This window comes from Paenibacillus sp. FSL H8-0259, assembly GCF_037963255.1.
Taxonomy (GTDB): domain Bacteria; phylum Bacillota; class Bacilli; order Paenibacillales; family Paenibacillaceae; genus Paenibacillus_AQ; species Paenibacillus_AQ phytohabitans.
In genome coordinates, this window is the sequence record NZ_CP150147.1 from 162,129 (window position 1) to 188,003 (window position 25,875).

24 protein-coding genes, 1 tRNA gene and 1 other RNA gene are annotated in these 25,875 nt (G+C 50.4%); 24 read left to right on the forward strand and 2 right to left on the reverse strand.

What is annotated here, in order from left to right:
• Positions 1 to 128: 128 nt before the first annotated feature.
• The 12 genes from NSU01_RS00810 to NSU01_RS00865 all read left to right on the forward strand — a co-directional run bounded on the left by NSU01_RS00810 (position 129) and on the right by NSU01_RS00865 (position 10,662).
• A complete protein-coding gene (locus NSU01_RS00810; protein ID WP_076243418.1) occupies positions 129 to 926 on the forward strand; it encodes a class I SAM-dependent methyltransferase in 798 nt (265 codons plus the stop codon).
• A gap of 167 nt (positions 927 to 1,093) precedes the next feature.
• Positions 1,094 to 1,321 carry a DUF1858 domain-containing protein gene (locus NSU01_RS00815; protein WP_042231578.1) on the forward strand — a complete coding sequence of 76 codons (228 nt, stop codon included), beginning with the start codon at positions 1,094 to 1,096 and terminating at the stop codon, positions 1,319 to 1,321.
• A 14-nt stretch (positions 1,322 to 1,335) separates the two neighbouring features.
• Complete coding sequence (locus tag NSU01_RS00820) at positions 1,336 to 2,595, forward strand: DUF438 domain-containing protein (RefSeq protein ID WP_039302390.1); 1,260 nt, start codon at positions 1,336 to 1,338, stop codon at positions 2,593 to 2,595.
• Positions 2,596 to 2,834: 239 nt separating this feature from the next.
• Positions 2,835 to 3,785 carry an ROK family glucokinase gene (locus tag NSU01_RS00825; protein WP_076243419.1) on the forward strand — a complete coding sequence of 317 codons (951 nt, stop codon included), beginning with the start codon at positions 2,835 to 2,837 and terminating at the stop codon, positions 3,783 to 3,785.
• A gap of 46 nt (positions 3,786 to 3,831) precedes the next feature.
• Complete coding sequence (gene rapZ / locus NSU01_RS00830; RefSeq protein WP_039302396.1) at positions 3,832 to 4,731, forward strand: RNase adapter RapZ; 900 nt, start codon at positions 3,832 to 3,834, stop codon at positions 4,729 to 4,731.
• 57 nt (positions 4,732 to 4,788) lie between these two features.
• Positions 4,789 to 5,730, forward strand: coding sequence for a YvcK family protein (locus NSU01_RS00835; RefSeq protein ID WP_042140618.1), 942 nt, complete (start codon positions 4,789 to 4,791; stop codon positions 5,728 to 5,730).
• A gap of 19 nt (positions 5,731 to 5,749) precedes the next feature.
• Positions 5,750 to 6,679, forward strand: a complete 930-nt coding sequence (gene whiA / locus NSU01_RS00840; RefSeq protein WP_076243420.1) for a DNA-binding protein WhiA — start codon at positions 5,750 to 5,752, stop codon at positions 6,677 to 6,679.
• A 97-nt stretch (positions 6,680 to 6,776) separates the two neighbouring features.
• Positions 6,777 to 7,046, forward strand: coding sequence for an HPr family phosphocarrier protein (locus NSU01_RS00845; protein ID WP_036651317.1), 270 nt, complete (start codon positions 6,777 to 6,779; stop codon positions 7,044 to 7,046).
• Between the two features lie 70 nt (positions 7,047 to 7,116).
• The gene (locus NSU01_RS00850) at positions 7,117 to 7,653 is read left to right on the forward strand and encodes a GNAT family N-acetyltransferase (protein WP_076243421.1); all 537 of its coding nucleotides are present in this window, start codon (positions 7,117 to 7,119) and stop codon (positions 7,651 to 7,653) included.
• A 95-nt stretch (positions 7,654 to 7,748) separates the two neighbouring features.
• On the forward strand, positions 7,749 to 8,507 hold the full coding sequence (locus NSU01_RS00855; RefSeq protein ID WP_076243422.1) for an SIMPL domain-containing protein: 759 nt from the start codon (positions 7,749 to 7,751) through the stop codon (positions 8,505 to 8,507).
• A gap of 253 nt (positions 8,508 to 8,760) precedes the next feature.
• Complete coding sequence (locus NSU01_RS00860; protein ID WP_052421607.1) at positions 8,761 to 9,867, forward strand: DUF4163 domain-containing protein; 1,107 nt, start codon at positions 8,761 to 8,763, stop codon at positions 9,865 to 9,867.
• Positions 9,868 to 10,023: 156 nt separating this feature from the next.
• On the forward strand, positions 10,024 to 10,662 hold the full coding sequence (locus NSU01_RS00865; protein ID WP_042132752.1) for a GDSL-type esterase/lipase family protein: 639 nt from the start codon (positions 10,024 to 10,026) through the stop codon (positions 10,660 to 10,662).
• A gap of 86 nt (positions 10,663 to 10,748) precedes the next feature.
• Here the strand turns inward: NSU01_RS00865 and clpP are convergent, their stop codons facing one another.
• The gene (clpP, locus tag NSU01_RS00870) at positions 10,749 to 11,345 is read right to left on the reverse strand and encodes an ATP-dependent Clp endopeptidase proteolytic subunit ClpP (protein ID WP_042132753.1); all 597 of its coding nucleotides are present in this window, start codon (positions 11,343 to 11,345) and stop codon (positions 10,749 to 10,751) included.
• A 193-nt stretch (positions 11,346 to 11,538) separates the two neighbouring features.
• Positions 11,539 to 11,613 (reverse strand) — tRNA-Arg (locus tag NSU01_RS00875).
• Between the two features lie 329 nt (positions 11,614 to 11,942).
• Here NSU01_RS00875 and NSU01_RS00880 point away from each other — a divergent pair.
• From NSU01_RS00880 to NSU01_RS00935, 12 genes are all read left to right on the forward strand, one after another.
• Positions 11,943 to 12,995, forward strand: coding sequence for a sugar-binding domain-containing protein (locus NSU01_RS00880; protein ID WP_042132754.1), 1,053 nt, complete (start codon positions 11,943 to 11,945; stop codon positions 12,993 to 12,995).
• A gap of 116 nt (positions 12,996 to 13,111) precedes the next feature.
• The gene (gene gap, locus NSU01_RS00885) at positions 13,112 to 14,122 is read left to right on the forward strand and encodes a type I glyceraldehyde-3-phosphate dehydrogenase (protein WP_039302421.1); all 1,011 of its coding nucleotides are present in this window, start codon (positions 13,112 to 13,114) and stop codon (positions 14,120 to 14,122) included.
• A gap of 117 nt (positions 14,123 to 14,239) precedes the next feature.
• On the forward strand, positions 14,240 to 15,421 hold the full coding sequence (locus NSU01_RS00890) for a phosphoglycerate kinase (RefSeq protein ID WP_042132755.1): 1,182 nt from the start codon (positions 14,240 to 14,242) through the stop codon (positions 15,419 to 15,421).
• 33 nt (positions 15,422 to 15,454) lie between these two features.
• Positions 15,455 to 16,210: a triose-phosphate isomerase gene (tpiA, locus tag NSU01_RS00895; RefSeq protein ID WP_039302428.1), complete on the forward strand. Its 756-nt coding sequence runs from the start codon at positions 15,455 to 15,457 to the stop codon at positions 16,208 to 16,210.
• Positions 16,211 to 16,212: 2 nt separating this feature from the next.
• Complete coding sequence (gene gpmI / locus NSU01_RS00900; RefSeq protein WP_076243423.1) at positions 16,213 to 17,757, forward strand: 2,3-bisphosphoglycerate-independent phosphoglycerate mutase; 1,545 nt, start codon at positions 16,213 to 16,215, stop codon at positions 17,755 to 17,757.
• Positions 17,758 to 17,816: 59 nt separating this feature from the next.
• Complete coding sequence (eno, locus tag NSU01_RS00905) at positions 17,817 to 19,103, forward strand: phosphopyruvate hydratase (protein ID WP_039302434.1); 1,287 nt, start codon at positions 17,817 to 17,819, stop codon at positions 19,101 to 19,103.
• Between the two features lie 153 nt (positions 19,104 to 19,256).
• Positions 19,257 to 19,520, forward strand: coding sequence for a YesK family protein (locus NSU01_RS00910; protein ID WP_039302437.1), 264 nt, complete (start codon positions 19,257 to 19,259; stop codon positions 19,518 to 19,520).
• Positions 19,521 to 19,665: 145 nt separating this feature from the next.
• Complete coding sequence (secG, locus tag NSU01_RS00915) at positions 19,666 to 19,899, forward strand: preprotein translocase subunit SecG (RefSeq protein WP_042132758.1); 234 nt, start codon at positions 19,666 to 19,668, stop codon at positions 19,897 to 19,899.
• Positions 19,900 to 20,132: 233 nt separating this feature from the next.
• On the forward strand, positions 20,133 to 23,123 hold the full coding sequence (gene rnr, locus NSU01_RS00920) for a ribonuclease R (protein ID WP_076243565.1): 2,991 nt from the start codon (positions 20,133 to 20,135) through the stop codon (positions 23,121 to 23,123).
• Between the two features lie 223 nt (positions 23,124 to 23,346).
• Positions 23,347 to 23,826 carry an SsrA-binding protein SmpB gene (smpB, locus tag NSU01_RS00925; RefSeq protein ID WP_039296783.1) on the forward strand — a complete coding sequence of 160 codons (480 nt, stop codon included), beginning with the start codon at positions 23,347 to 23,349 and terminating at the stop codon, positions 23,824 to 23,826.
• Positions 23,827 to 24,027: 201 nt separating this feature from the next.
• Positions 24,028 to 24,392, forward strand: a transfer-messenger RNA (tmRNA) gene (ssrA, locus tag NSU01_RS00930).
• 155 nt (positions 24,393 to 24,547) lie between these two features.
• The gene (locus NSU01_RS00935; RefSeq protein ID WP_083705455.1) at positions 24,548 to 25,375 is read left to right on the forward strand and encodes an Rpn family recombination-promoting nuclease/putative transposase; all 828 of its coding nucleotides are present in this window, start codon (positions 24,548 to 24,550) and stop codon (positions 25,373 to 25,375) included.
• Positions 25,376 to 25,875: the final 500 nt, after the last annotated feature.

Genomic DNA, 25,875 nt, shown 5'->3' on the forward strand with positions numbered 1-25,875 from the left:
CATGCTGTAAAAGGCGTGAGGGCAGCTTTTCTTATGCGCGAATAGCACAAGATTCTTCTCCCTATTATGTGAAACCATGCACAACCGTTGGCGTAAATAGCATTATCCAAGTATAGGGAGTGAATCGAATGAGGAACAAAGACTGGCTCAAGGAAAGCGAACGTTTCAATCAAGCGGCTGAATACTATGATAGGTATAGACCCAGTTATCCATTCGCCCTGATTGAGCAGATTGTACAAGAAGCCTCTCTGACTAAGGAGTCCAGAATTCTTGAGATCGGTGCCGGGAGCGGTAAAGCCTCCGAATTATTCCTGGACCGCGGGTATGAGCTGCTATGTATTGAACCGGGCCCACAACTGGCGGAATTGGGAAGACAGAAGCATAGGGATAAAAACGTGCGATTTGTAACCTCCAGATTCGAGCACTGGTCTGGGCCGGAGAAGGATTTCGACCTGATCTTCTCCGCTCAAGCCTTTCATTGGGTGCCGCAGCCGGAAGGTTACAAGAAATGTGGGCGGCTGCTGAAGCCGGGAGGGCGGCTCGCGCTCTTTTGGAATTTTTATCTGCAGGGAGACAGTGAGATGGAGCAAGAGATTGCCGAGGTCTGTGCGGAGTATGAGGTATTCTGGTTTAATAAGCGGGATGTAATTGAACAGAGAGTGGAGCGAACTGTAGCAGAGCTGTCCGGCAGCGGAAATTTCAGAGCCCCGGAGGTCTACCGGTATCCTTGGGACAGCAGGGATGACGCGGATAGCTTCATTAACTTCCTGCGGACCTGCAACGGGTTCATCGGGCTGAAGGAAGCGGAGCAGATTGAATTAAGCGCCAGGTTACATAAGCTGATCGGCCGGAATGGCGGCACCCTGCAAAGGAATTTTATATGTACGCTTTTCATAGCCGAAGCCTTGAATTCTGTGAATTCTTAACATACATGGCTGTCCCTATGCTGTAACAGGCGTACGGGCAGCTTTTTCCTTAAAAGCTAATATGTTGTGGGGTAATTTTATACTTAGTGACTGTAATCACAATTTACCCCCCTGCCCTATGCTAAGCTGTTGCTGAGAAGAATTCTCAATTGTGAGGTGTGCAGATCTTGAGCAAAGTGTTGAAGCTAGATGAGTCTATATTGGAGCTGGTAACCAGGCACCCGGAAGCCGTAGATATTATGGCCGGTCTGGGTTTCCATGATATAACGAAGCCTGGAATGCTGCAGACGGCAGGCAGGTTCATGACATTATCCAAAGGCATGAAATTAAAGAGAATAGAGCTGGAAACCGTTCGGCTGGCCTTTGAGCAGCACGGCTTCGAGATTATTGAATAGAAGGAGAGAATATAATGAGCGAACTGATTAATAACCGTGAAGTGGATGTACCGGAGCAGACGCGCCGCCAGGCTATGCTGAAGGAGATCATCAAGGAGCTGCATGCGGGTAAAAGTGTAGAGGAAGTTAAGGCGCGTTTTGCCGAAGCGGTAGGCGATGTGACTGTAGCTGAGATATCTGCCATGGAGCATTCCCTGATGACGGAGGAGGGCATTCCGGTAGAGGAAGTACAGCGCCTTTGCTCCGTTCATACGGCCATCTTCAAAGGCTCAATTGAGCAAATTCACCGTTCCTCGAAGGCCGAAGAGCAGCCGGGGCATCCTGTGCATACCTTCAAGCTGGAGAACCGTGAGATTGAGCGGCTGGTTAACTTCCGGCTGGAGCTGCACACAGATAAGTTCAAGAAGAACGCCAGCGAAGAGATCATCTTCAAGCTGCTGGAGGATCTGAGCCTACTGCTCGACCTCGACAAGCATTACAGCCGCAAGGAAAATCTGCTGTTTCCTTACTTAGAGAAGTACGGCATTTATGGTCCAACCAAGGTAATGTGGGGCGTGGATGACGGGATCCGTAATATGATTAAGGAAGCTAAGAAAGCACTCAGCGCGTACAACGGGGAGTCTGAGCAGATTGCAGCTTCACTGGAAGAGATCATTAAAGAAGTCAACGAGATGATCTTCAAAGAAGAGAATATTCTGCTGCCGATGGCGCTCGATAAGCTTACTGAAGACGAATGGGTCAAAATCGCCCGCGAAAGCGATGAGATCGGCTTCTGCCTGACCGCGCCGGAGCAGGAATGGATTCCGGAGCGTGCCGCTGAACCGGAGGGTGCCCAGAGTCAGGAGGAAGGAGAAGCTGCATCACCGCAGGGCTTCATCCGTTTTGAGACCGGGCTGCTGTCACTCCATCAGCTCGAGACGATGATGAATCATCTGCCGGTGGATTTGACCTTTATCGATGAGAACGATGTGGTCCGCTACTTCTCGCATGGCAAGGAACGGATCTTCGCCCGGACCAAGGCGGTTATCGGCCGTACGGTGCAGAACTGTCATCCGCCGCAAAGCGTGCATGTAGTGGAGAAGCTGCTGGCAGATTTCAAGGCAGGCGTTAAGGATGCTGAGGATTTCTGGATTGCCATCAAAGATAAATTCATCTATATCCGCTACTTCGCAGTACGTGATGAGACCGGCCGCTATATGGGAACGCTGGAGTTCACACAGAATATTGCTCCGATCCGTGCCTTAGAGGGGCAAAAGCGTATTTTGTCGGAATAATGGCAGATTTACAGGGACCAGGGCAATAGAAGATTACTTTCGGACTTTCTTGCCTGCCGGGTGAGAAGGTCTTTTTGTTAGGCGGGTTGTCCGCGGATGGAGCATGTCAAAACATCCCATACCGCTTCCTGAAGAACATTGCCCCGGGTGTATCGCCTTTCCTTGACCGCAGGGGAGGCTTCTATTATAGTGGGTACGTAGGATTAACTATTTTAGCATAGAAAAAGGTGGCTTGTAACATGTCTGAAAATATCTACGTTGGCGTGGATTTAGGTGGAACCACGATTAAGGTTGGAATCTGCAATGCCGAGGGAAGCCTGCTGCACACTTACGAAGGTCCAACGGGGACCGCAGACGGCGTCGATGCCGTTATCGATAATATCGAGAAGTATGTGCGCCTGATTGTGGAGGACTCTCCGTATTCCTGGGAACAGCTTGCCGGTGTGGGAGCCGGGCTTGCCGGGTTTACGAATATTCGTGAAGGAATCATCATCCTTGCGCCTAACATAGGATTTAGAGATGTGCCGATCCGTTCCATTCTGGAAGGTCGTTTGAACAAGCCTGTCAAAATAGACAATGACGCCAATGTGGCTGCGCTGGGCGAGGCTTGGAGCGGTGCAGGACGCGGCATTGAGAATTGCGTCTGCTATACGCTGGGTACAGGGGTAGGCGGCGGAATTATTATCAATGGCAAGGTGTATCAGGGCTTTGCCGGTCTGGCCGGAGAGCTTGGCCATATCACAGTAGTTCCCGATCTGGAAGCTATCCAGTGCGGCTGCGGGAACATAGGTTGTTTGGAAACCGTTTCCTCTGCGACTGGCATTATCCGCATGGCGAATGATGCAGTGGCCCGCGGGGACCGCACCACTCTGTCCACGGTGGAGAAGATTGCGGCCAAGGAGGTCTTTGACGCTGCCAAGGCAGGCGATGAAGTCGCTCTGCGTATTGTGAACCGTGCAGCATTCTACCTGGGCAAATCGATGGCTGCGGTGGCTGCGGTACTGAATCCGGAAGTGTTTATCGTAGGCGGCGGCGTATCCAAAGCCGGCGATATCCTGTTTGATGAAGTCCGCCGTGTATTCGCCAAGCTAACACCTGCACCTCTGCAGACTGGTGTTACCATCGTGCCTGCGGAGCTTGGCAATGATGCCGGTATTATTGGTGCGGCAGGTCTTTTGCTGCGTTCTTAAGGAGCAGGAATTATTCATATACTAACCTTAGGGAGGGGACGCTCTAATGACCGAATTCGAGCAAATATCGCCCGGTCGTGCCACCCTGATCATCATTACCGGCATGTCGGGAGCAGGCAAGACGATTGCAGTGCAGAGCCTGGAGGATCTCGGCTTCTTCTGCGTCGATAATCTTCCGCCAGTGCTGATCCCGAAGTTCGCCGAACTGATTGAGCAGTCCAAAGGCAAAATCGCCAAAGTGGCGCTCGTGATCGACCTCAGGGGACGGGAATTCTTCACCGCTCTGTCGGAGTCTCTGGCCTATATCAAGGACGAGTCGACCATAGGCTTTGAGATTCTTTTCCTGGATGCAACAGATTCAGTGCTTGTGCAACGCTACAAAGAGAGCCGGCGTCACCACCCGCTTGCTCCCAAGGGCATGCCGCTTGACGGTATCCGGATGGAGCGCCAAATGCTGGAGGAGCTCAAGAATTCAGCTACCCTGTGTCTGGATACCAGCAGCATGAAGCCGGCACAGCTAAAAGAAAAAATTGTGTCACGGTTCTCCCATCTCGGGAAAAGCACCCTCTCCGTTAACATTACTTCGTTTGGGTTCAAGTATGGTATTCCGATTGATGCTGACCTGGTGTTCGATGTCCGCTTCCTGCCTAATCCGCATTATGTGGATCAGCTGCGGCCCAAGACAGGCCAAGACAACGATGTGTATGACTATGTGATGAAATGGCCTGAAACGCAGACGTTCCTGACCAAGCTGCTTGACATGCTTCAATTTCTTATTCCGCAATACCGCAAGGAAGGCAAATCCCAGATTATTATCGGCATCGGCTGTACAGGCGGCAAACACCGTTCCGTAGCCATTGCAGAGTATCTGGGCAAAATGCTGGGGGTAAGCGAGACGGAATCGGTAGCAATCAGCCATCGGGATTCCGAACGTGATCGGCATTGACGAGAGAAGGGATGAGTAGTGACTGAAGAACAAGGGCAGCGTCCGAAGATCGTCGTCATGGGCGGCGGTACCGGGCTGTCTGTTATGCTTCGGGGATTGAAGGAGAAGCCGCTGGATATTACGGCTATCGTAACCGTGGCAGATGACGGGGGGAGCTCCGGGATTCTGCGCAGTGAGCTGCAAATGCCGCCTCCGGGGGATATCCGTAACGTACTGACGGCTATGGCCGATGTGGAGCCTCTGATGGCGCAGATCATGCGCTACCGTTTCAGTACCGGAGAGGGCCTCGCCGGACACAGCCTGGGCAATCTCATTCTGGCAGCGCTGACAGACATCTCCGGGGATTTCGTTACGGCAGTCAGAGAGCTTAGCCGCCTTTTCGCCGTCCGCGGCCGGGTGCTGCCCGCTGCAGGCGAAGCGGTGGTACTGCACGCCGAGATGTCGGATGGTACCCTGATTACCGGCGAATCCAAAATACCGGAGGCCGGCGGTATAATCAAACGTGTGTTCCTGGAGCCTGCCGATGTGGAGCCTCTGCCGGAGGCGCTGGAAGCGATCCGGAATGCGGATGCCATTCTGCTCGGTCCGGGCAGTCTGTATACAAGCATTCTGCCGAATCTGCTGGTGCCGAAGCTGGCTGAAGCTGTCGTGGCCTCGGATGCGATCAAAATATTTGTATGCAATGTAATGACCCAGCCCGGTGAAACGGATAATTATACAGTCAGTGATCATCTTCAGGCGGTATACGACCATATCGGACTGCATCTGTTCGATTATGTAATTGTGAACGACGGAGAGATCCCGGAGCAGGTACAGATCAAATATGCCGAGAAAGGCGCGCGTCCGGTGCAGCTTGACCGCGATGTCGTTGACGGCAACGGATATAAGGTGATTGCCGACAAACTGGTATTATTTAAAACCTATTTGCGGCATGATACAGATAAGCTTAGCCACCATATTTTCCAGCTGGTTCAGGATTGGATTGACAGAAAGAGTTAACATGAAAGAGGTGAGCCCCTTGTCTTTTGCGGCCCTTACCAAAAAAGAGCTGACGATGGTCGAGAGCCAGCCCTGCTGTGAGAAAGCGGAAATGTCAGCGCTGATCCGGATGAATGGTTCGGTGCAGCTTTCGAGCAAAAAGGTTGTTCTCGACATTTCGACGGAGAACGCCGCGATTGCAAGGCGGGTATATTCTTTACTTAAGAAATATTACCAGGTCCATATCGAGCTGCTCGTGCGTAAAAAAATGCGTTTGAAGAAGAATAACGTCTATATCGTAAGAATCCCAAACCGGGTTCAGGAGATCCTGAAGGATCTGCGGATTGTCTCGGAAGGCTTCATCTTCACCGATGGGATCGATGATGAAATCGTCGGCAAGAACTGCTGCAAGCGTGCTTACCTGCGCGGGGCCTTCATGGCTGGCGGCTCAGTGAATAATCCGGAGGGTTCCTCGTATCACCTGGAAATCGCTTCGATGTATGAGGAGCACTGCAATGCGCTCGTGGAGCTGGCTGGTGAATTTCACCTGAATGCCCGCTGCATAGAACGCAAGAAAGGCTTCATCCTATACATCAAGGAAGGCGAGAAGATTATTGAATTCTTAAGTTTGATCGGAGCCCATCAGGCACTGTTCAAATTCGAGGACGTACGGATCATGCGCGATATGCGTAACTCCGTTAACCGGATCGTCAACTGCGAAACGGCCAATCTTAACAAAACGATCAGCGCCGCGGTACGCCAGATTGAGAATATCAAGCTGCTGCAGCGTGAGGTGGGACTGGAAAGCTTGCCGGATAAGCTGCGTGAGGTTGCGGAAATCAGACTTGCACACCCGGATATCAACCTGAAGGAAGTTGGCGATATGCTGGGCGGCACCGTCAGTAAATCAGGCGTAAACCACCGTTTGCGCAAAATTGATGAGCTGGCTGACAAGGTGCGGGGCAGTTGATTATTTTTTTTCTAGTGCGGTAGAGGTTATAATGATATAATATTATAAAATTAATGTGAAATTTTTGGGCAGATCTCAAATAGGGGGTAAGCGTTTCATGACAAAGCACCCGGTAGTTGTTCGGTTGAAGACGGGGCTCCATGCTCGGCCGGCAGCATTGTTTGTGCAAGAAGCTAATAAGTTTTCGTCGGAGATTTTCGTGGAAAAAGACGATAAAAAAGTTAACGCCAAAAGTATCATGGGCATTATGAGCCTTGCGATCAGTTCCGGTACGGAGATTTATATCAGCGCAGATGGCGCAGATGCGGAACAAGCTGTAACCGCTTTGACAAGTCTTGTAAGTAAGGAAGAACTCGAGAATCAATAAATGGTACACGTCTTACCGAAAGCCCTTAGGGGCTTTTTTTCATATTATTTATGTAAGGGGAGATACACAGATGCAGATCCAAGGCAGTGAGGTAACATTAGTGGAGCCTACAGAAGCTCTCAGAGAGCCCTATCTGGCATTTTATGAAGAGTGGAAGGCCAGCGGAGAATCATTCGTTCCCTGGGTAGTCGAGATCGATCCTGCTGACTTTGCCGGGATGCTTCAGTCTCTGCGTGAGCATGCCGGCGGTGTGAATATCAAAGACGGATGGGTGAGCAGTTCAACCTTCTGGCTGGTGACAACGGATCAGCGGGTGGTGGCTGCCGTGAACATCAGACACCGGCTGACGGAAGCGTTACTCCGTACAGGCGGGCATATCGGCTATGGCGTGGTCCCTTCGGAGCGCAAACAGGGGTATGCCAGTGAACTTCTGAAGCAGGCCCTCGTGAAAGCTGCTGAACTGGGTATAGAGAAGGCACTCGTGGTCTGCGACGCCGTCAATACAGCATCGGAACGGACGATCCGCAAGAATGGCGGAGTAGAGGATAGCGAATATATTGAGGAGGACGGAAATGTCATCCGGCGTTTCTGGATAGAGACGGAATAAATTATTAAATAACGTACATAGGATATGCAACTTTTGCCATGCTGGTCCGTCTAGAGGGTACCAACAACTTAAAGAAACGAAAGGGGATGGCAAGCATGATGAAATTTGGCAAATCAATCGGAGCAGTGCTGCTGGCAGGAAGCTTGATTATAGGAGGAATGGGGCTGAGCGGGGTGCTAAAAGGTCCTGAAAAGGCTTACGCTGCCGATGAGGTGCAGAAGAATATTGTGAACGTAGTCGGTAAAGGTGAACTTGCGATCAAACCGGATATCGTCTATCTCTCCATCGGGGTAACTACCACGGCTGATACTGCACAAGAGGCGCAGAAGGGTACCGCGGCAAAGATTGCGAAGCTGACTGCATTATTCAAAACAACCTGGGGAATTGCGGACAAGGATATTCAGAGCACGCAGTTCTATGTACAGCCTAATTACATCTATAGCGAAAAGGAAGGCCAGCAGGTTAAAGGCTATAATGCCCAGCATACGCTGAAGATTTCCTACCGTGATCTGACTAAGGTCGGACAATTGCTGGATGCAGCATCGACGGCAGGCGCGAACAATATCGGCAATGCAAGCTTTGCGATCGAAGATCCATCAGCCTTTGAAGCACAGGTTATCGAAAAAGCAATGCAGAATGCAGATGTAAAAGCGGCAGCGATTGCTAAAGCGGCGAAACGCGGACTCGGGCAGGTGGTAACGGTCATTCAGAACGACGACGGGAATAACCCGGTTGTCTTCGTTGAACAGGCCGCCATGTCCAAAGCAGCGAATGATTCAGCTGCCGGAAGCTCCGTTGAACCCGGAGAAGTTAAAGTAACCACTCAGCTGAGCGTAACCTATGAATTGAAATAAAGTGACCGCGAAGAGGCGCTTGCTCTGCTGTTTATGGCAGGGCGGCGCCTTTTTTAGGAGAAATTTTCGTTGAAATCTCTCAAATTGTTTAAATAAATGTAATAAGGTTGATAGAAAGACTCTTCAATCCTTAAGAAACTGTAAAGCGCATTGTAACATCCGCCGACCTTCTTATCCCTATAATAGGAAGAGTGAAGCTGAGGGAACACATCACGTCATAATACATCGCACCAGCGGAAGGGGAAGAACAACAATGAAAATGAATGATACTTCGAAGAAATACGCCCGTAAATGGGGCGCAGGAATGATTGCAGCGGGAATGCTGCTCGGTGGAGCCGCAATACCGGCAGGTATAACTCAGGCAGCTCCAGCAGCTGCTCAGGTGAAGGCTGCATCCTCCCCAGTAGTACTGAAGGTAAACGGCAAGATTGCAGCGCAGAAGGGGCTTTTCCAGGACGGAAAGGTATGGATTCCGGTAACGTTTATGCGCGATGCGCTGGGGATGCCGCTATCTTATGATAAAGCAGAGAAGACGTATACCATCGGTACAGGTACTACACAAACTAAACTGACGGTTACTGAATACTATACTACGATTAAAGTGAACAATTATTTTATCGGCGAATATGAAGTGAAGAATATGGATAACCGCTTCTATGTTTCGTTTGACCTGCTCAGCGATTACTTAGGCTACAAGGGTGACTGGAGTGCCGCTACGGGACGGCTCAATGTGATGAAGAGAACGCAAAATGCGGTAACTATAAAGACTGAGAGCTATGTTAAGGACCATAAAGATGCACCAATCAAGCTGGATTATCCACAGGTCAGCGGTCTTGCAAGTAGCGAGGCTGAGAAGGCAATCAATGATACAATCAAACAGACGATTCAGAAATACGCGGCTTACGCCGAAGATCAAATCTCCCTTAAATCCGAGGACGACCGTCCGTATGAATTCGAAGGCGGTTATGTGGTCACTTATAATCAGGACGGCGTGCTCAGTCTGATCACGAATCAATACGGATATACCGGCGGTGCACATGGATCGACTATCCGCAATGCCTTTACCTTCTCACTTAAAGACGGTAAACGCCTGCTGCTGGGGGATTTGTTCAAGGCTAATCCTAACTACAAGAAACAGCTGAATGCCAAGGTATCTACTGAAATCAAAGCAAACGGAGGTTATCTGGGAGGATTCACAGGCCTGAATACAGAGAAATACTTCTATCTGAAAGAGGGCAAAGCCGTGCTCTTCTTCCAGCAATATGAGTATACTGCATACGCTACAGGCTTCCCGGAGGTAATCTTCAGCTTCAAAGAGCTGCTGCCGGACGGAAGCAGTCCGTTCGCTGCACTGAAATAATATAGTAGTTTCATATATCCTGCCCATGCGTTTCCTCCGGAGACATAAGGGCAGGATTTCTTTTGCGGGCCTATTAAGGCTGCCCTGCCGTTACCACATCCCCGAGGCAGTCATAAGCTAAAGAAAGCAAGCAGCTTATAGCGGGGAGGGAAGGATATGGTCTATCAATATACGGCCATTGGAGATTCATTAACGACCGGATTCGGGGCTCTGCCCGGGAACGGATTTGTTCCCGTCTACCGCCGGATGGCGGAAGGGCGGCTGCAGACTCCGGTGGCTTCAGCGAATCTTGGAGTGAACGGTCTGACAACAGCAGGGCTGGAGCAGCGTCTCAAGACAGATGGCGGCTTTCGTTCTGCGGTTAAGGATGCGGAGATCATCACCGTCTCTATTGGCGGCAATGATCTGATTAAGGCCGCCAAAGCCGCAGCGGGGAGGCCAGGTGAGCTGAATGGATATCTGCAAAAAGCGCTCCGGGAATGCAAACGGAATTTCAGTGATATTATGAATACTCTGGCACAGCTGAAGGCGGGTACGCGAAGTCCTTACATTATCCGGATTGTAGGTCTCTATAATCCGTATCCTCAGGTGGATGCGGCTACAGATTGGGTGCGGCAGTTCAACCGCTATGCTGCCGGCTACAGCAGTTATGTTGTGGGGTTTGCTTCCATTTATCATGAATTTGCCGGAAATGAGCGGGGGCTGCTGTTCCTGGATCATATCCATCCGAACGGCAGGGGCTACCGGGTGATTGCCGGCAAGCTGGATGCCCTGGGATATGGAACCTTGAGGTGAAACATCAGTATATATGCCAAATAAAGAGGCTGCCGTAGACCTGTAGGTCCGTGGCAGCCTCTTTATGTGTTGGTGAAGTATAGAAATTAAACGCCAGTCGGCAAGGTCTTCTCAATGACTTTATCGACAATGCCATATTCAGCTGCATCGGCAGCACTCATGAAGTAGTCGCGGTCGGTATCCTTCTCGATCTTCTCGATCGGCTGGCCCGTACGTTCGGACAGGATACGGTTCAGCTTCTCGCGCAGCTTGATGATGCGGCGGGCGCGGATTTCGATATCCGAAGCCTGACCCTGGGCACCGCCGAGCGGCTGGTGAATCATAATTTCGCTGTTCGGCAAGGCAAAGCGCTTGCCCTTGGCGCCGGCGTTCAGCAGGAAGGCTCCCATGGAAGCGGCCATCCCAACACAGATGGTGGATACATCCGGTTTAATGTACTGCATTGTATCAAATATAGCCATACCCGCCGTAATGGAACCGCCAGGGCTGTTTACATACAGGTGAATATCCTTATCCGGATCCTCGGCAGCCAGGAAGAGCATTTGTGCGATGATGGAATTGGCTACCACGTCATTAACCTCCGTTCCAAGGAAAATGATGCGGTCCTTCAGCAGGCGGGAATAGATGTCATAAGCGCGCTCACCGCGGTTGCTCTGTTCTACTACCATAGGAATATAACTCACGTGGAAAACCTCCTTGAAATTGGTGCTTCGAATGTGTTCATTTTTTACTGTTACCGTATTAACCACATGATAAACAAATTCAAACAAAAAGTCAAAGAAAGTCAAACTTAGATTCAAAAAAAAGAGCCATCAAGCGGCTCTTTGGTTAAATATAATATAAGCATTGCTAAATTATGTACAAAAGTGAAAATAATGGCGCGCCCGCCAAGAATCGAACTTGGATCTCAGGCTTCGGAGGCCTACGTCATATCCATTGGACCACGGGCGCAACAGAAATTATTATAATACACTTATTGCATAAAAGCAACGTGTAAAACCCGTTGTGCAAAAAATATTTTTCCGGCTCCCAGGCAGATGATAGCTTCCCACTTGACAGTCAGGTGATGGAGGTTTTCAGTCATGTGCTTAAGGGCGTGGTTACCTCTCACAGACCGGCAGATGTATAAGATGAAACGGGTCTGAGAATTATAGTCTCGGAACACTTGCACTCGGCGTCAGTTTTGGGTAGAATATGGGTGGGACTTAAAAAGTTAACCCGGGACATTTTGAGACCACGAACAAGGGAAAAGAGAAAGACGAAGTTGCAGGAGTGAAAGCATGCGTAATTTATTGGAAATCCAAAAGCAGCTTCTGCCTGATCTCATGGAAACCCTTAAGAGACGGTATACGATTCTACATCAGATCATGCTGTCCGATATTATTGGGCGCAGAACGCTTGCCGCCTCGCTTGATATGACCGAGCGGGTGCTGCGCGCCGAGACGGATCTTCTGAAATCGCAAGGGCTCATTGAGATCGAGAGCGTCGGCATGCGCATTAGCGAAGCCGGTCGCAGACTGCTTGACCTGCTGGAGCCGATCGCCAAGAGCCTCTTCGGCCTGGATGATCTGGAAGAGAAAATTCGTACTACGTACGGTCTCAGTAAAGTAGTTGTTGTACCTGGCGACTGCGAGACCTCGCTGTTCACCAAACGTGAACTGGGGCGTGCAGGTTCGAAGGCACTGCTCAGTGTACTGCGCAGTGACGATACGATTGCCGTCACAGGCGGATCGACCCTGGCCGAAATGGCCGATCAGTTGACCCCGCCGCTATCCCTTTCCTATAAGAACGCCTGGGTAGTTCCGGCGCGCGGAGGACTGGGAGAGAGCATGGAGATCCAAGCCAACACCATTGCTTCGACCATGGCCAAACGGATTGGTGCCAATTACCGTCTGCTGCATGTGCCTGATCTGCTCAGCGGCGATGCCTATCAGTCGCTCGCACTGGACTCCAATATTGGAGAGATTGTGCAGATTATCCGCAGATCGCGTATTATTGTGCATGGAATTGGCGATGCCATTGAAATGACTCACCGCCGCAAGCTGGACCCCGGTACAATCTCAGAGATTCAGGACGAGGGTGCGGTAGCCGAATCGTTCGGATATTATTTCAATGAGAATGGCGAGGTGGTTCATACCATGCTGACCATGGGGCTGCGCCTGGAAGACATTATCCGTACAGAAGTCGTCATCGGTATTGCCGGCGGCAAACGCAAGGCTAAGGCCATTCATGCGATGCTGCGGTTCGGCCAAGAGGATATTCTCGTGACAGACGAGGCGGCTGCTATCGAAATCGGCAAAGAAATCGACAAACAATTGCAAGAGGTCCTATAGATTCCATTTTATGGGACGCGCGCAAAGGTATTATGCATTATACTTAACCTTGTTGTCTTGACGAGCCTCACGGCTTGTCTTGAATAAATAAAACGAAATCTAGGAGGAACTATTCAATGAGTGTAAAAGTTGGTATTAACGGTTTTGGACGTATTGGACGCCTTGCATTCCGCCGTATTCAAAATGTAGAAGGTATCGAAGTGGTAGCAATCAATGACTTGACTGACGCTAAGATGCTTGCTCATTTGCTTAAATATGATACAACTCAAGGTAAATTCCAAGGCGATGTTGAAGTTCACGACGGCTTCTTCAAAGTTAACGGTAAAGATGTTAAGGTTCTGGCGAACCGCAACCCTGAAGAACTTCCTTGGGGAGAGCTTGGCGTTGATATCGTCCTGGAATGCACAGGTTTCTTCACAACTAAAGAAGCAGCTGAAAAGCACCTTAAAGGCGGAGCTAAGAAAGTAGTTATTTCCGCTCCAGCTACAGGCGACATGAAGACTGTTGTTTACAACGTTAACGATGACATCCTTGACGGTAGCGAAACAGTAATCTCCGGCGCATCTTGCACAACGAACTGTCTGGCTCCTATGGCCAAAGTTCTGAACGACAAATTCGGTATCATCGAAGGCTTGATGACTACTATCCACGCTTACACAGGTGACCAGAATACACTTGATGCTCCACACGCTAAAGGCGACTTCAGACGTGCCCGCGCTGCTGCTGAGAACATCATCCCTAACACTACCGGTGCTGCAAAAGCAATCGGCCTGGTAATTCCAGAACTTAAAGGCAAACTTGACGGTGCAGCACAACGTGTGCCTGTAGCTACGGGTTCCCTGACTGAGCTGGTTACTGTTCTGGATAAGAGCGTAACTGTTGAAGAAATCAACGCAGCCATGAAAGAAGCTTCCGATCCGGAAACTTACGGCTACACTGAAGATGAAATCGTATCTTCCGACATCAAGGGTATGACTTTCGGTTCCCTGTTCGATGCTACACAAACTAAAGTTCTGACTGTTGGCGACAAACAACTGGTTAAGACCGTTGCTTGGTATGACAATGAAATGTCCTACACTGCACAGCTCGTTCGTACTCTAGAAAAATTCGCTAAACTTGCTCAATAATACCGATTTTATATAGGCAGTACAATAGAGCGGAAACAATGAAAGTCTGTTTCCGCTCTTTCTAAATGAAATGGATTCGTGAATGAACCAATTTTGGGTGTGGAGGAAATGTTAATCATGAACAAAAAAAGTGTCCGTGATGTAGAAGTAAAAGGCAAACGCGTATTCGTGCGTGTGGATTTCAACGTGCCAGTGGAAGACGGTAAGATCACTGATGATACCCGTATCCGCGAAACCCTTCCAACAATTAAATACCTGATTGAGAACGGTGCAAAGGTCATTCTGGCCAGCCATATGGGCCGTCCTAAAGGTGAATTCGTCGATTCCATGCGGTTGACTTCCGCAGCTGTACGTCTGTCCGAATTGCTCGGCAAACCGGTAGCCAAAGCTGATGAAGCGATTGGCGAAGCGGTAAAAGCACAAATCGCTGAACTGAACGAAGGCGACGTGCTTGTGCTTGAGAATGTCCGTTTCTATAAAGGTGAAGAAAAGAACGATCCTGAACTGGCTAAGCAGTTCGCTGAACTGGCTGACCTGTTCGTCAATGACGCATTCGGTGCGGCTCACCGTGCCCATGCTTCGACAGAAGGTATCGCTCACTTCCTGCCTGCAGTATCCGGCCTTCTGATGGAGAAGGAATTGTCCGTTCTGGGCAAAGCCCTGTCCAATCCTGAACGTCCTTTCACTGCGATCATCGGCGGATCCAAAGTTAAAGACAAAATTGACGTGATCGACAACCTGCTGACTCTGGCTGACAACGTATTGATTGGCGGCGGCCTTTCTTACACCTTCACCAAAGCACAAGGTTACGAAATCGGAAATTCTTTGGTAGACAATGACAAGATCGATGCTGCGCTTGGATTTATCGAAAAAGCCAAAGCACTCGGCAAAAACTTTGTGCTTCCGGTTGACGTAGTTATCGCTGACAAGTTCGGCGCAGATGCCAACACCAAAATTGTAGATGTGACTGAAATTCCTGCTGGCTGGGAAGGTCTGGACATCGGTCCTAAAACCCGTGAAATTTATGCCGATATCATCAAAAACTCCAAGCTGGTTGTTTGGAACGGACCTATGGGCGTATTCGAAATTGATATCTTCGCTGAAGGTACAATTGCTGTAGCCCAGGCTTGCGCAACTACCGAAGGCTACACAGTTATCGGCGGTGGTGATTCCGCGGCAGCTGCTGAGAAATTCCACCTCGCAGACCAAATGGATCATATCTCCACTGGCGGCGGCGCATCACTCGAGTTCATGGAAGGTAAGGCACTTCCAGGCGTAGAAGCACTGAACGACAAGTAAGACGTAGAAGGTAGAAGGAGGCATTCCATTACTATGAGTAGAACACCTATCATTGCCGGCAACTGGAAAATGTTCAAAACCGTTCCGGAAGCCGAAGGCTTCATCGCTGAAATCAAAGGCCAGGCGGAAGTTGAAGGCGTAGAGACTGTAATCTGCGCACCATTCACTAACCTGCCTGCCCTTGTTGCAGCGGTACAAGGCACCAGCATCAAAATTGGTGCTCAGAACCTTCACTTCGAAGATAACGGTGCTTACACAGGCGAGATCAGCGGTGTAATGCTGAAAGATCTCGGCGTGGAATACGTTATTATCGGCCACTCCGAACGCCGTGCATACTTCGGCGAGACGGACGAAATCGTCAACAAAAAAATGCATGCGGCATTCCGCCATGGTATTACTCCAATTGTCTGTGTAGGCGAAAAGCTCGAAGAGCGCGAAGCGGACCAGACTAAAGATGTATGCAAAGTGCAGACTGAAGCGGCATTTGCCGGACTTAGCGCGGAACAGGCAGCAAGCGTAGTTATCGCTTATGAGCCTATCTGGGCTATTGGTACAGGTAAATCCTCTACTTCCCAGGATGCTAATGAAGTTATTGCTTACATCCGTACCCTTGTAAAAGGCCTGTACGATGAAGCAACTGCTGAAGCTGTCCGTATCCAATACGGCGGTAGCGTAAAGCCTGAGAATGTAACGGAGTACATGAGTCAAAGCGACATCGACGGCGCTCTAGTCGGCGGTGCCAGCCTGCAGCCTGCTTCCTTCGTTTCACTCGTTGAGGGGGCGAAATAAGAATGTCAGCACCAAAACCTGTAGCTCTAATCATCATGGACGGTTTCGGTTTGCGTAATACGGATGAAGGCAACGCAGTTGCCCAAGCCAACAAACCGAACTACGACCGTTACCTGAAACAATATCCGAACACTACACTTACCGCTTGCGGTGAAGCTGTAGGTCTGCCGGAAGGACAAATGGGTAACTCTGAAGTAGGGCACCTTAACATCGGCGCAGGCCGGATCGTATACCAGGATCTGACCCGCATCGATAAGTCTATCCGTGATGGGGAATTCTTCGAGAACGAAACGCTGGTTGCTGCGGTGAGAAGCGCCAAAACAACCGGCAAAAAGCTTCACCTCTATGCACTTGTATCCGATGGCGGCGTGCACAGTCACATTAACCACCTGTTCGCGATGCTCGATCTGGCCAAAAAAGAAGATTTGCATGAAGTTTATATTCATGCCTTCATGGATGGCCGCGACGTACCACCCGACAGTGGACAGAAGTTCATTCAGGAACTGGTAGCCAAGATCGAAGAGGTTGGCGTAGGTACGATTGCTACGGTATCCGGACGTTATTATGCCATGGACCGTGACAAACGCTGGGAACGTGTAGAGAAGGCTTATCGTGCAATGGTGTATGGCGAAGGTCCTAAATATACCGATGCACTTCAGGCAATCACTGGATCTTACCAGAATTCTGTGTATGATGAATTTGTAGAGCCAAGTGTGATTGTAGATAGCCTGGGCAACCCGGTTGCGACAGTGGAAAGCGGCGATTCTGTCATTTTCCTTAACTTCCGTCCTGACCGTGCCATTCAGCTGTCGCAAGGATTCACGAACTCTGACTTCCGCGGTTTCGACCGTGGCCCTAAGTTCCCTGAAGGTCTGCACTTCGTATGTCTGACAACCTTCAGCGAGACGGTTCAAGGCTTCGTGGCTTACTCCCCGAAGAACCTGGACAACACGCTCGGTGAAGTGCTGGTTCAGCAGAACAAGAAGCAGCTGCGTATCGCGGAAACTGAGAAGTATCCGCATGTTACCTTCTTCTTCAGCGGCGGACGTGATGAGGAGCTTCCCGGCGAAACACGCATCCTGATTAACTCACCGAAAGTGGCAACCTATGATCTGCAGCCTGAGATGAGCGCATACGAAGTGGCGGCGGCCTGCGTAGCGGAGATCGAAGCAGACAGACAAGATGCCATTATCCTGAACTTTGCTAACCCTGATATGGTTGGACACTCCGGCATGCTGGAGCCTACTATTAAGGCAGTTGAAGTGACGGACGAATGCGTAGGTAAAGTTGTGGATGCAGTGGTTGCCAAAGGCGGCGTTGCAATCATCATTGCCGATCACGGCAATGCGGATATGGTATTCGATGAGAACGGCCGTCCGTTCACAGCCCATACTACCAACCCTGTTCCTTTCATTGTTACGACTGAAGATGTAGTACTGCGCGAATCCGGTATTCTCGCAGACGTAGCACCGACAATCTTAGATCTGATGGGACTTCCGCAGCCTGCGGAAATGACCGGACAATCCATGATTGCCAGCCGCAAATAGGTAATACCCTAAGTTACATTGTTACACTAAAACCAAAGTTAAAAGGAGATTAAACTTACATGACTATTATTTCTGATGTGTATGCTCGCGAAGTCCTTGACTCCCGCGGTAACCCGACAGTAGAGGTTGACGTTTATCTTGAATCCGGTGCTAAAGGCCGCGCTATCGTTCCTTCCGGCGCTTCCACTGGTGCTCATGAAGCTGTAGAGCTTCGTGACGGCGACAAATCCCGTTACATGGGCAAAGGCGTTCTGAAAGCTGTTGAGAACGTAAATGAAATTATCGCTCCAGAAGTAATCGGTATGGACGCTCTTGACCAAGTGGGCATCGACAAATTGATGATCACTTTGGACGGAACTCCTAACAAAGGCAAGCTGGGCGCTAACGCAATCCTGGCAGTATCCATGGCCGTAGCTCGTGCAGCTGCAGCAGCTCTGGATATTCCTTTGTACGTATACCTGGGCGGATTCAACGCTAAAACTCTTCCAGTACCAATGATGAACATCATCAACGGTGGTGAGCATGCCGACAACAACATCGACGTTCAAGAGTTCATGGTTCTTCCTGTAGGCGCTACAAGCTTCAAAGAAGCTCTTCGTACAGGTGCAGAAATCTTCCACAACCTGAAATCCGTACTGCAATCCAAAGGCCTGAACACAGCTGTAGGTGACGAAGGCGGTTTCGCACCAAACCTTGGTTCGAATGAAGAAGCAATCACTACCATCATCGAAGCGATCGAAAAAGCCGGTTACAAACCAGGCGTTGACGTATTCCTCGGTATGGACGTTGCTTCCACTGAGTTCTACAAAGACGGTAAATACACACTTGCAGGCGAAGGTAAATCTTACACTTCCGCTGAGTATGTTGACCTTCTTGCTTCATGGGTTGAGAAGTACCCAATCATCACCATCGAAGACGGTATGTCCGAAGACGACTGGGATGGCTGGAAATTGCTTACTGAAAAATTGGGCGACAAAGTCCAATTGGTTGGTGACGACTTGTTCGTTACTAACACTGAGCGCCTTGCTACAGGTATTGAAAAAGGTATCGGTAACTCCATCCTGGTTAAGGTTAACCAGATTGGTACACTGACAGAAACTTTCGATGCTATCGAAATGGCTAAACGTGCTGGTTACACAGCAGTTATCTCCCACCGTTCCGGTGAATCCGAAGACAGCACAATCGCAGACATCGCTGTTGCGACTAACGCTGGCCAGATCAAAACGGGTGCTCCTTCCCGTACAGACCGCGTTGCTAAATACAACCAGTTGCTTCGCATCGAAGATGAACTGGGCGAATTGGCTCAATACAACGGCCTGAAATCCTTCTACAACCTCAAAAGATAATTTCTTTTGACCCTATATTTAAAGGGCCTGCCGAACTTCGGCAGGTCTTTTTTTTGGATTCTAGATCCGAAAGTGCAATGCGATCAGCGAGGTTGCCTCGGATGCTTCTAGTGGGTTATTCTATAATTGTAGATAACTGGAAGGAGAGTGGGCATGAACGCTATTGTTGCGGGTATAGGTGTGGGGATATTTCTAATCATTCTCAGCTGGGTGCTGTCGCGGACCGGGCGCATGCGGAGCAGAGCTGTTTTTTATCCGGGGATCACTGGTTTACTGGGCAGTATGATATTGCTGGTTCTAAGTTTCACTGTAATTGGAGGCTGGGAGGGGATCGGGTATGCCTTCTTCTCTGTGCCTATATTATTAATCTCTGGTCTGTTGCTGCTCGTTCTTGTCTCCTATAGAAAACAAACCTGAGAACATTAATAGTAGCATATTGATAGAATGCGGTTTGTAAGGTTGTATTCAATCTATGGCTATGATAAAATAAGAATGCTGTTTATGAAACGGAAATTCCAATTTAGCATAGATAGTGATGCTTGGACGTAGGAGGTGGAAGTGAATGGATATCTTTTTGAAAGTGGTGCTTCTGATTTTTGCCGTAGGTCTGATTGCGGTCGTTCTTCTGCAAAAAGGGAAAAGCGCGGGTCTTTCCGGTGCCATCTCCGGCGGTGCTGAGCATCTCTTCGGTAAAACAAAAGCACGCGGTATGGAGCTTGTGTTGCAGCGTGTAACAGTTGGATTGGCTGCAGGATTCTTCATCATGTCAATCGTTGTGGCCATTGTTATTGATTAGTTTGCCTACAGTAAGCCTTCGCTCTGTTCTGAATGGAATAGGCGGGGGCTTTTTTGTATGCAGATTTGAGTGTTTGCACATCATAACAGGGATGCCCGGGATTGATTTCGTGTATACTAGGGTATGAAGTATATAAAGGTAAATTTTACTTGGATTTATTAGATGTGAGATAGGACAAGACATACATATATGCCAGCGGCATGTGAATGCTGCGGAGGGCCGAGGTGACGAAGATGATAACACAAGAAATTCTACTTGATTTCATGCGGGAGACCGCTTATAAACCGCTGACTTATGAAGAACTGGTGAGCCATTTCGCAATAGAGGACAGCGAGGCGTTCAAAGCCTTTGAGAGCCTGCTGATTGAGCTGGAGAAGGACGGCCGGATTATTCTTACCCGGAATAGCCGTTATGGCGTGCCGGAACGGATGGATTTGCTGCGCGGACGGCTGCAGGCCCATGCGAAGGGTTTTGCTTTTCTGATACCCGATGACCGTGATCATCCGGATGTGTACATCCATGCCAATGATCTGAAGGGCGCCATGAACGGTGATATCGTATTGATACGGATTACCTCGAAAAGCCCGTCCGGCGGGCGTATGGAAGGCGAAGTCGAGCGGATTCTGATCAGAGGCGTGTCGCAGACGGTTGGCGTATTCCAGAGCCTGGAGACGTATGGCTTCGTGCTGCCTGATGATAAGCGGATTAACCGGGATATCTTCATTCCGAAGCAGTCCTTCAAGGGAGCGGTTGACGGGGAAAAGGTCGTTGTCCGCATTGTGAACTATCCGGAAGGCCGTGCTGCGGCTGAAGGTGAAATTATCGAGATCCTCGGTCATAAGGATGATCCGGGCGTGGATATTCTGTCGGTTATCCGCAAGCATCAGCTGCCGGAGGCTTTCCCGGCTGAGGTGATGACGGAAGCGGAGCAGGCACCGGATTCCATTACCGACGAGGAGATTATCCAGCAGGGCCGCCGCGATCTGCGCGGACTGAACATTGTGACCATTGACGGCGCGGATGCCAAGGACCTGGATGATGCGGTGAACGTTGAACGTCTGGAGAACGGGCATTATAAGCTGGGCGTTCATATCGCCGATGTAGGTTATTATGTGCGCGAAGGCTCCGAGCTGGATAAAGAAGCTTATGACCGCGGCTGCAGCGTGTATCTGGTTGACCGGGTCATTCCCATGCTGCCGCACCGGCTGTCGAACGGGATCTGCAGCTTGAACCCGCAGGTAGACCGGCTGACGATGTCCTGTGAAATGGAATTCGATGAGCACATGAAGGTTGTGAAGCATGATGTGTTCACGAGTGTGATCCGTACCAAGGAGAGAATGACATACTCCGATGTACGCAAAATTGTTGAAGATGAAGATCCTGAGCTGCTGGAGCGCTACGCTCCGCTGATCGGTGATTTCCGCCTGATGAAGGAAATTGCGATGAAGCTGCGCGATGCCCGGATGCGTCGCGGAGCTGTTGACTTCGACTTTGAAGAAAGCAAAATCATCGTGGATGAAGCAGGTAAGGCTATCGATATTGTGAAGCGTGAGCGCTCCGTGGCGGAGCAGATTATTGAGGAATTCATGCTCGCGGCTAATGAGACTGTAGCGGAGCACTTCCACTGGCTGAAGGTGCCATTCCTGTACCGGATTCATGAAGATCCGGACCCGGAGAAGCTGCAGAATTTCATGGCCTTCGCCGCTAACTTCGGCTACCACGTCAAGGGTCGCGGCAATTCCGTCCATCCGCGTGCGCTGCAGGATCTGCTGGAGCAGATTCAAGGCACCAAAGAGCAGACGGTGATCAGCACGATGATGCTGCGCTCCATGAAGCAGGCGAAATATGATGCCGAGAGTACAGGCCACTTCGGACTGGCGGCAGAATTCTATTCCCACTTCACCTCACCGATCCGCCGTTATCCCGACCTTGTCATTCACCGCGTCATGCGTGAGGTGCTTGAGAATGGCGGAGCTCTGACTGAGAAACGTCATGAGTATCTGGCATCGCGGATGCCGGATATCGCCCAGCAATCCTCCGAACGCGAGCGTGTAGCGGTAGAGGCTGAACGTGACACTGAGCAGCTGAAGAAAGCGGAGTTCATGCAGGATAAGGTAGGCGAAGAATTCGATGCAATGATCAGCAGCGTGACCAGCTTCGGAATGTTCATCGAGCTGGATAACACCGTAGAAGGTCTGATCCGCCTCAGCGCGCTGAGCGATGATTATTACCACTTCGATGAAGCGCACATGGCCCTTATCGGTGAGCGTACCTCCAAAGTGTTCCGCATCGGTGACGAGGTGAAGATCCGTGTGGCCAAGGTCAACATGGACGATCATACGATCGACTTCGAACTGGTTGATATGAAGCCACGCGCGGCTGGCGACCACCGGAACTACGGCGGACGCGGCGGCAAGGGCGGGCGCCCTGGTGTCGGCGGCGCCAGCAAGCCGTTCGCAGGTAAGGCCGGCGGTGGTGCGGGCAAGGGCCGTAAAGGCAAACCAGGCAGCGCGGCTGTCGGTGCGGGTAAAGGCGGCGCTGGGAAGGGCAAGAACGGCGGTGCGGCTGGATTCGGCGCCAAAGGTAAAGGCAAGAGCGGCAGCGCTGGCGCCGGTGTCTTTGGCGGGGCAGTTAAGGGCGGCGCCGCTGAGGCTGGCGCTGGTGAAGAGCCGCGCGCAGGCGTAGCGCCGGCTGAAGACGGCGGCGCAGCAGGCGGCCGTAAGCGCGGCCGCGGGCCGGAAGCGGCAGCGCGGCGTGCACTTGCCGCCGCCTCCGCAGCGGGCGGCGCTGCGAAGGCGGACCGCCGGGGCGAAGCCGGCGGTTCGGGTGCTCCGCGCGAGCGTGAGCGCGGCAGAGGCCGCGGCGGAGACGGCGGAGGCAGTGCCGGGGGACGCGGCATTGCCTTCGGCTTCGGCTCCGGCAAGGGCGGCTACGGCGCGCCAAGCGGGGGCGGAGCCGAGCAGGCGGGCGGTGAGCTGCGCGGCGTGGACGCGAGCACACGGTTCCGCAGCCGCGAAGACCTCGGCAGCGGCTTCGGAAGCGAAGGCGCGGCGCCGGAGGGCAAGAGCCGCCGCAAGAAGAAGAAAGGCGGCGTCTTCATCGGCACTTCTGTGACTCCAGGCAACGTGGAGACCACCAATCCGGCACCGGCAGGCGCTGGCGACAAGAGCGGCAATCCGGAAGGCGGCGGCCGCAGAAAGCGGAAGAAGAAACCTCAGGCCTAGGCTGAATTAATAGAGGGCACTGTTCCTTTAGGGGGACAGTGCTTTTTTAGAATATAAGTGCTTCTATTCAACTGAAACGTAGCACTTCCTGACACCCGTATGTCAAAATGATTGCTGCGGGACAGGGTGATCCTTCCTTGCGCAGCCTGCTTGGCTTTTGATACAATATAGACCTGGTGTCCGTTCATAAGATGCCGGGAATTCGATTCAAGGAGTGACTTTCATGGGTAAAAAAGCAGACGGGAAAGTGCTTGCCCAGAACAAAAAAGCTTCCCATGATTATTTTATTGAGGATACGTATGAAGCGGGTTTGGTTCTGACGGGTACAGAGATCAAATCGCTGCGTAACGGCCGTGCTAACATCGGGGACGCTTTTGCTACCATCCGTAATGGTGAGATTCATATTCACAATATGCATATTAGCCCTTTTGAACAAGGGAACCGTGCCAATCCTACCGATCCGACGCGTACACGTAAGCTGCTCATGCATAAGGAACAGATTCACAAGCTGCTTGGTTCCTCGAAGCGGGATGGCTTCACGATTGTGCCGCTGAAGATTTATGTGCGCAATGGCTATGCCAAGCTGCTGATCGGTCTTGGTAAAGGTAAGAAGGAATACGACAAGCGCGATTCCGCCGCGAAGCGTGATGCTCAGCGTGATATCCAGCGTGTGCTGCGCGACAAGCAGAAGATCGCCCGCTAGACTGGTAACCACCTGGCGCCCAATTGTTCCAGATTCGACCTTCAATTCCTTTAACCTACGTGTTAAAGTGTTGATAAATGTGCTATACTGTGTAAGTAAACTTATTGCTTCTGAACAGCCATCTTGATCAAGATAGCTGTGAACCGGATCAGCATTTATGCTTATCATTGATCCGTTAATCCGAAGCGCCCTTTCTAATGAGGGGCCGTTCTTGGATTCGACGGGGATAGTTCGAGCATGAGTAGCGAGTAGTGGGGACGCGTCCGCTTCATCAACGCTAAAGCCTATTAAACGGCAAACAACAAAACAACTACGCTTTCGCAGCCTAAGAAACTGTGCGCGTGCTTCTACCCTGCATCGCCCATGTGACAGGGATAGGGGCTAACAAGTAGTGGGATACGCTGTCTCATCTCCGCCTGCGGTGAGCTGAAGAAGACAATCAGGCTGACCCAACGTATAGCCGGTTACGGGGCGATACTCGGGTGACATCAAAACTGTAACTACACTCGTAGAAGCTTATGTGCCGTTATCTTCGGACAGGGGTTCGACTCCCCTCGGCTCCATATGGAGTAAATTGAAAGACACCTGGAAAGGTGTCTTTTTCGTTATAATGATTGTTTTACGCTGATAATAGTTAGTTTAATCTGAAGGGCTTATACCTCCTTAAAAGGTTCAAAACCATTGATAAATGCTATAATAATAATGAATGGAGCTGATGCCGATGGATTTGCTAGACCCGCGTGTGGATTTTGTATTCAAACGGATATTTGGCAGCGAGAACAATAAGGATGTGCTGCTGGCGTTTCTTAACCGCATTTTCACAGAAGCGGGCGAGCCGCCGCTGACGGAGATCATTCTGATGAATCCTTATACGGATAAAGACGATCCGCTCGACAAACAATCCATCTTTGATGTTTACGCCAAGACCTCTGAAGGTAAACTGATTGATATAGAGATGCAGCTGTTTAATAAGTACGACATAGAGAAAAGAACGCTTTTTTATTGGAGCAAACGGTATGCAAGTCAACTCAGTGAGGGTGAGAAGTATCCAGAGCTTAAGAAATGCGTAACGATTAACATTCTAAACTATGCGTTCTTGAAGAATGAGCAATATCATAACGTATTTCATCTGCGGGAAGACCGGACAGGGATATCCTTGATTGACGACATCGAGGTTCATTTCTTGGAATTGCCGAAGCTGGATGAACGTAGTATTCCGTCTGAAGGCGGACTGATCAATTGGTTACTGTTTCTGAAAGGTGCCGATACATCACAATGGGAGGTGCTGAAGATGAATGAGCCAGGGTTGGAGAAGGCAATGGATACCTTGCAATATTTGAGTCAGGATTCGGATGCTAGACGATTGTATGAGGCTAGACAGAAGTATTTGCATGATGAAGCGTCCATGGTTGAAGGGGCAAAGTCTGCTGGGATTATCGAGGGTAAGCTTCAAGTGGCTCGCAACTTGCTGGCAATGGGGATGGATTATGCAGCTGTAGCGAAGGCGACAGGGCTTAGAGAAGATGAAATCAAGTCTATCAAGCTTTAATATGTTGCCTGTTTAGTGATAGAAGTTTCATCAACGCTAAAGCCTATTAAACGGCAAACAACAAACAAACTACGCTTTCGCAGCCTAAGAAACTGTGCGCGTGCTTCTACTCTGCATTGCCCATGTGACAGGGATAGGGGCTAACAAGTAGTGGGATACGCTGTCTCATCTCCGCCTGGGGTGAGCTGAAGAAGACAATCAGGCTGACCCAACGTATAGCCGGTTACGGGGCGATACTCGGGTGACATCAAAACTGTAACTACACTCGTAGAATCTTATGTGCCGTTATCTTCGGACAGGGGGGCGGACTCCCCTCGGCTCCATATGGAGTATCAGTGAAAGACACCCCCTAAGGTGTCTTTTTTCATTTATAATGATTGTTTTATGCTGATAATAGAAGGCTGCTAGGTTAACGGAGCAGGGGATCAATGCTTTGAGAAAGAAAAAACGCAGGAGCATCCTATGAGCGGATGCTCCCGTTTGATCTTTTGTAGATGTCT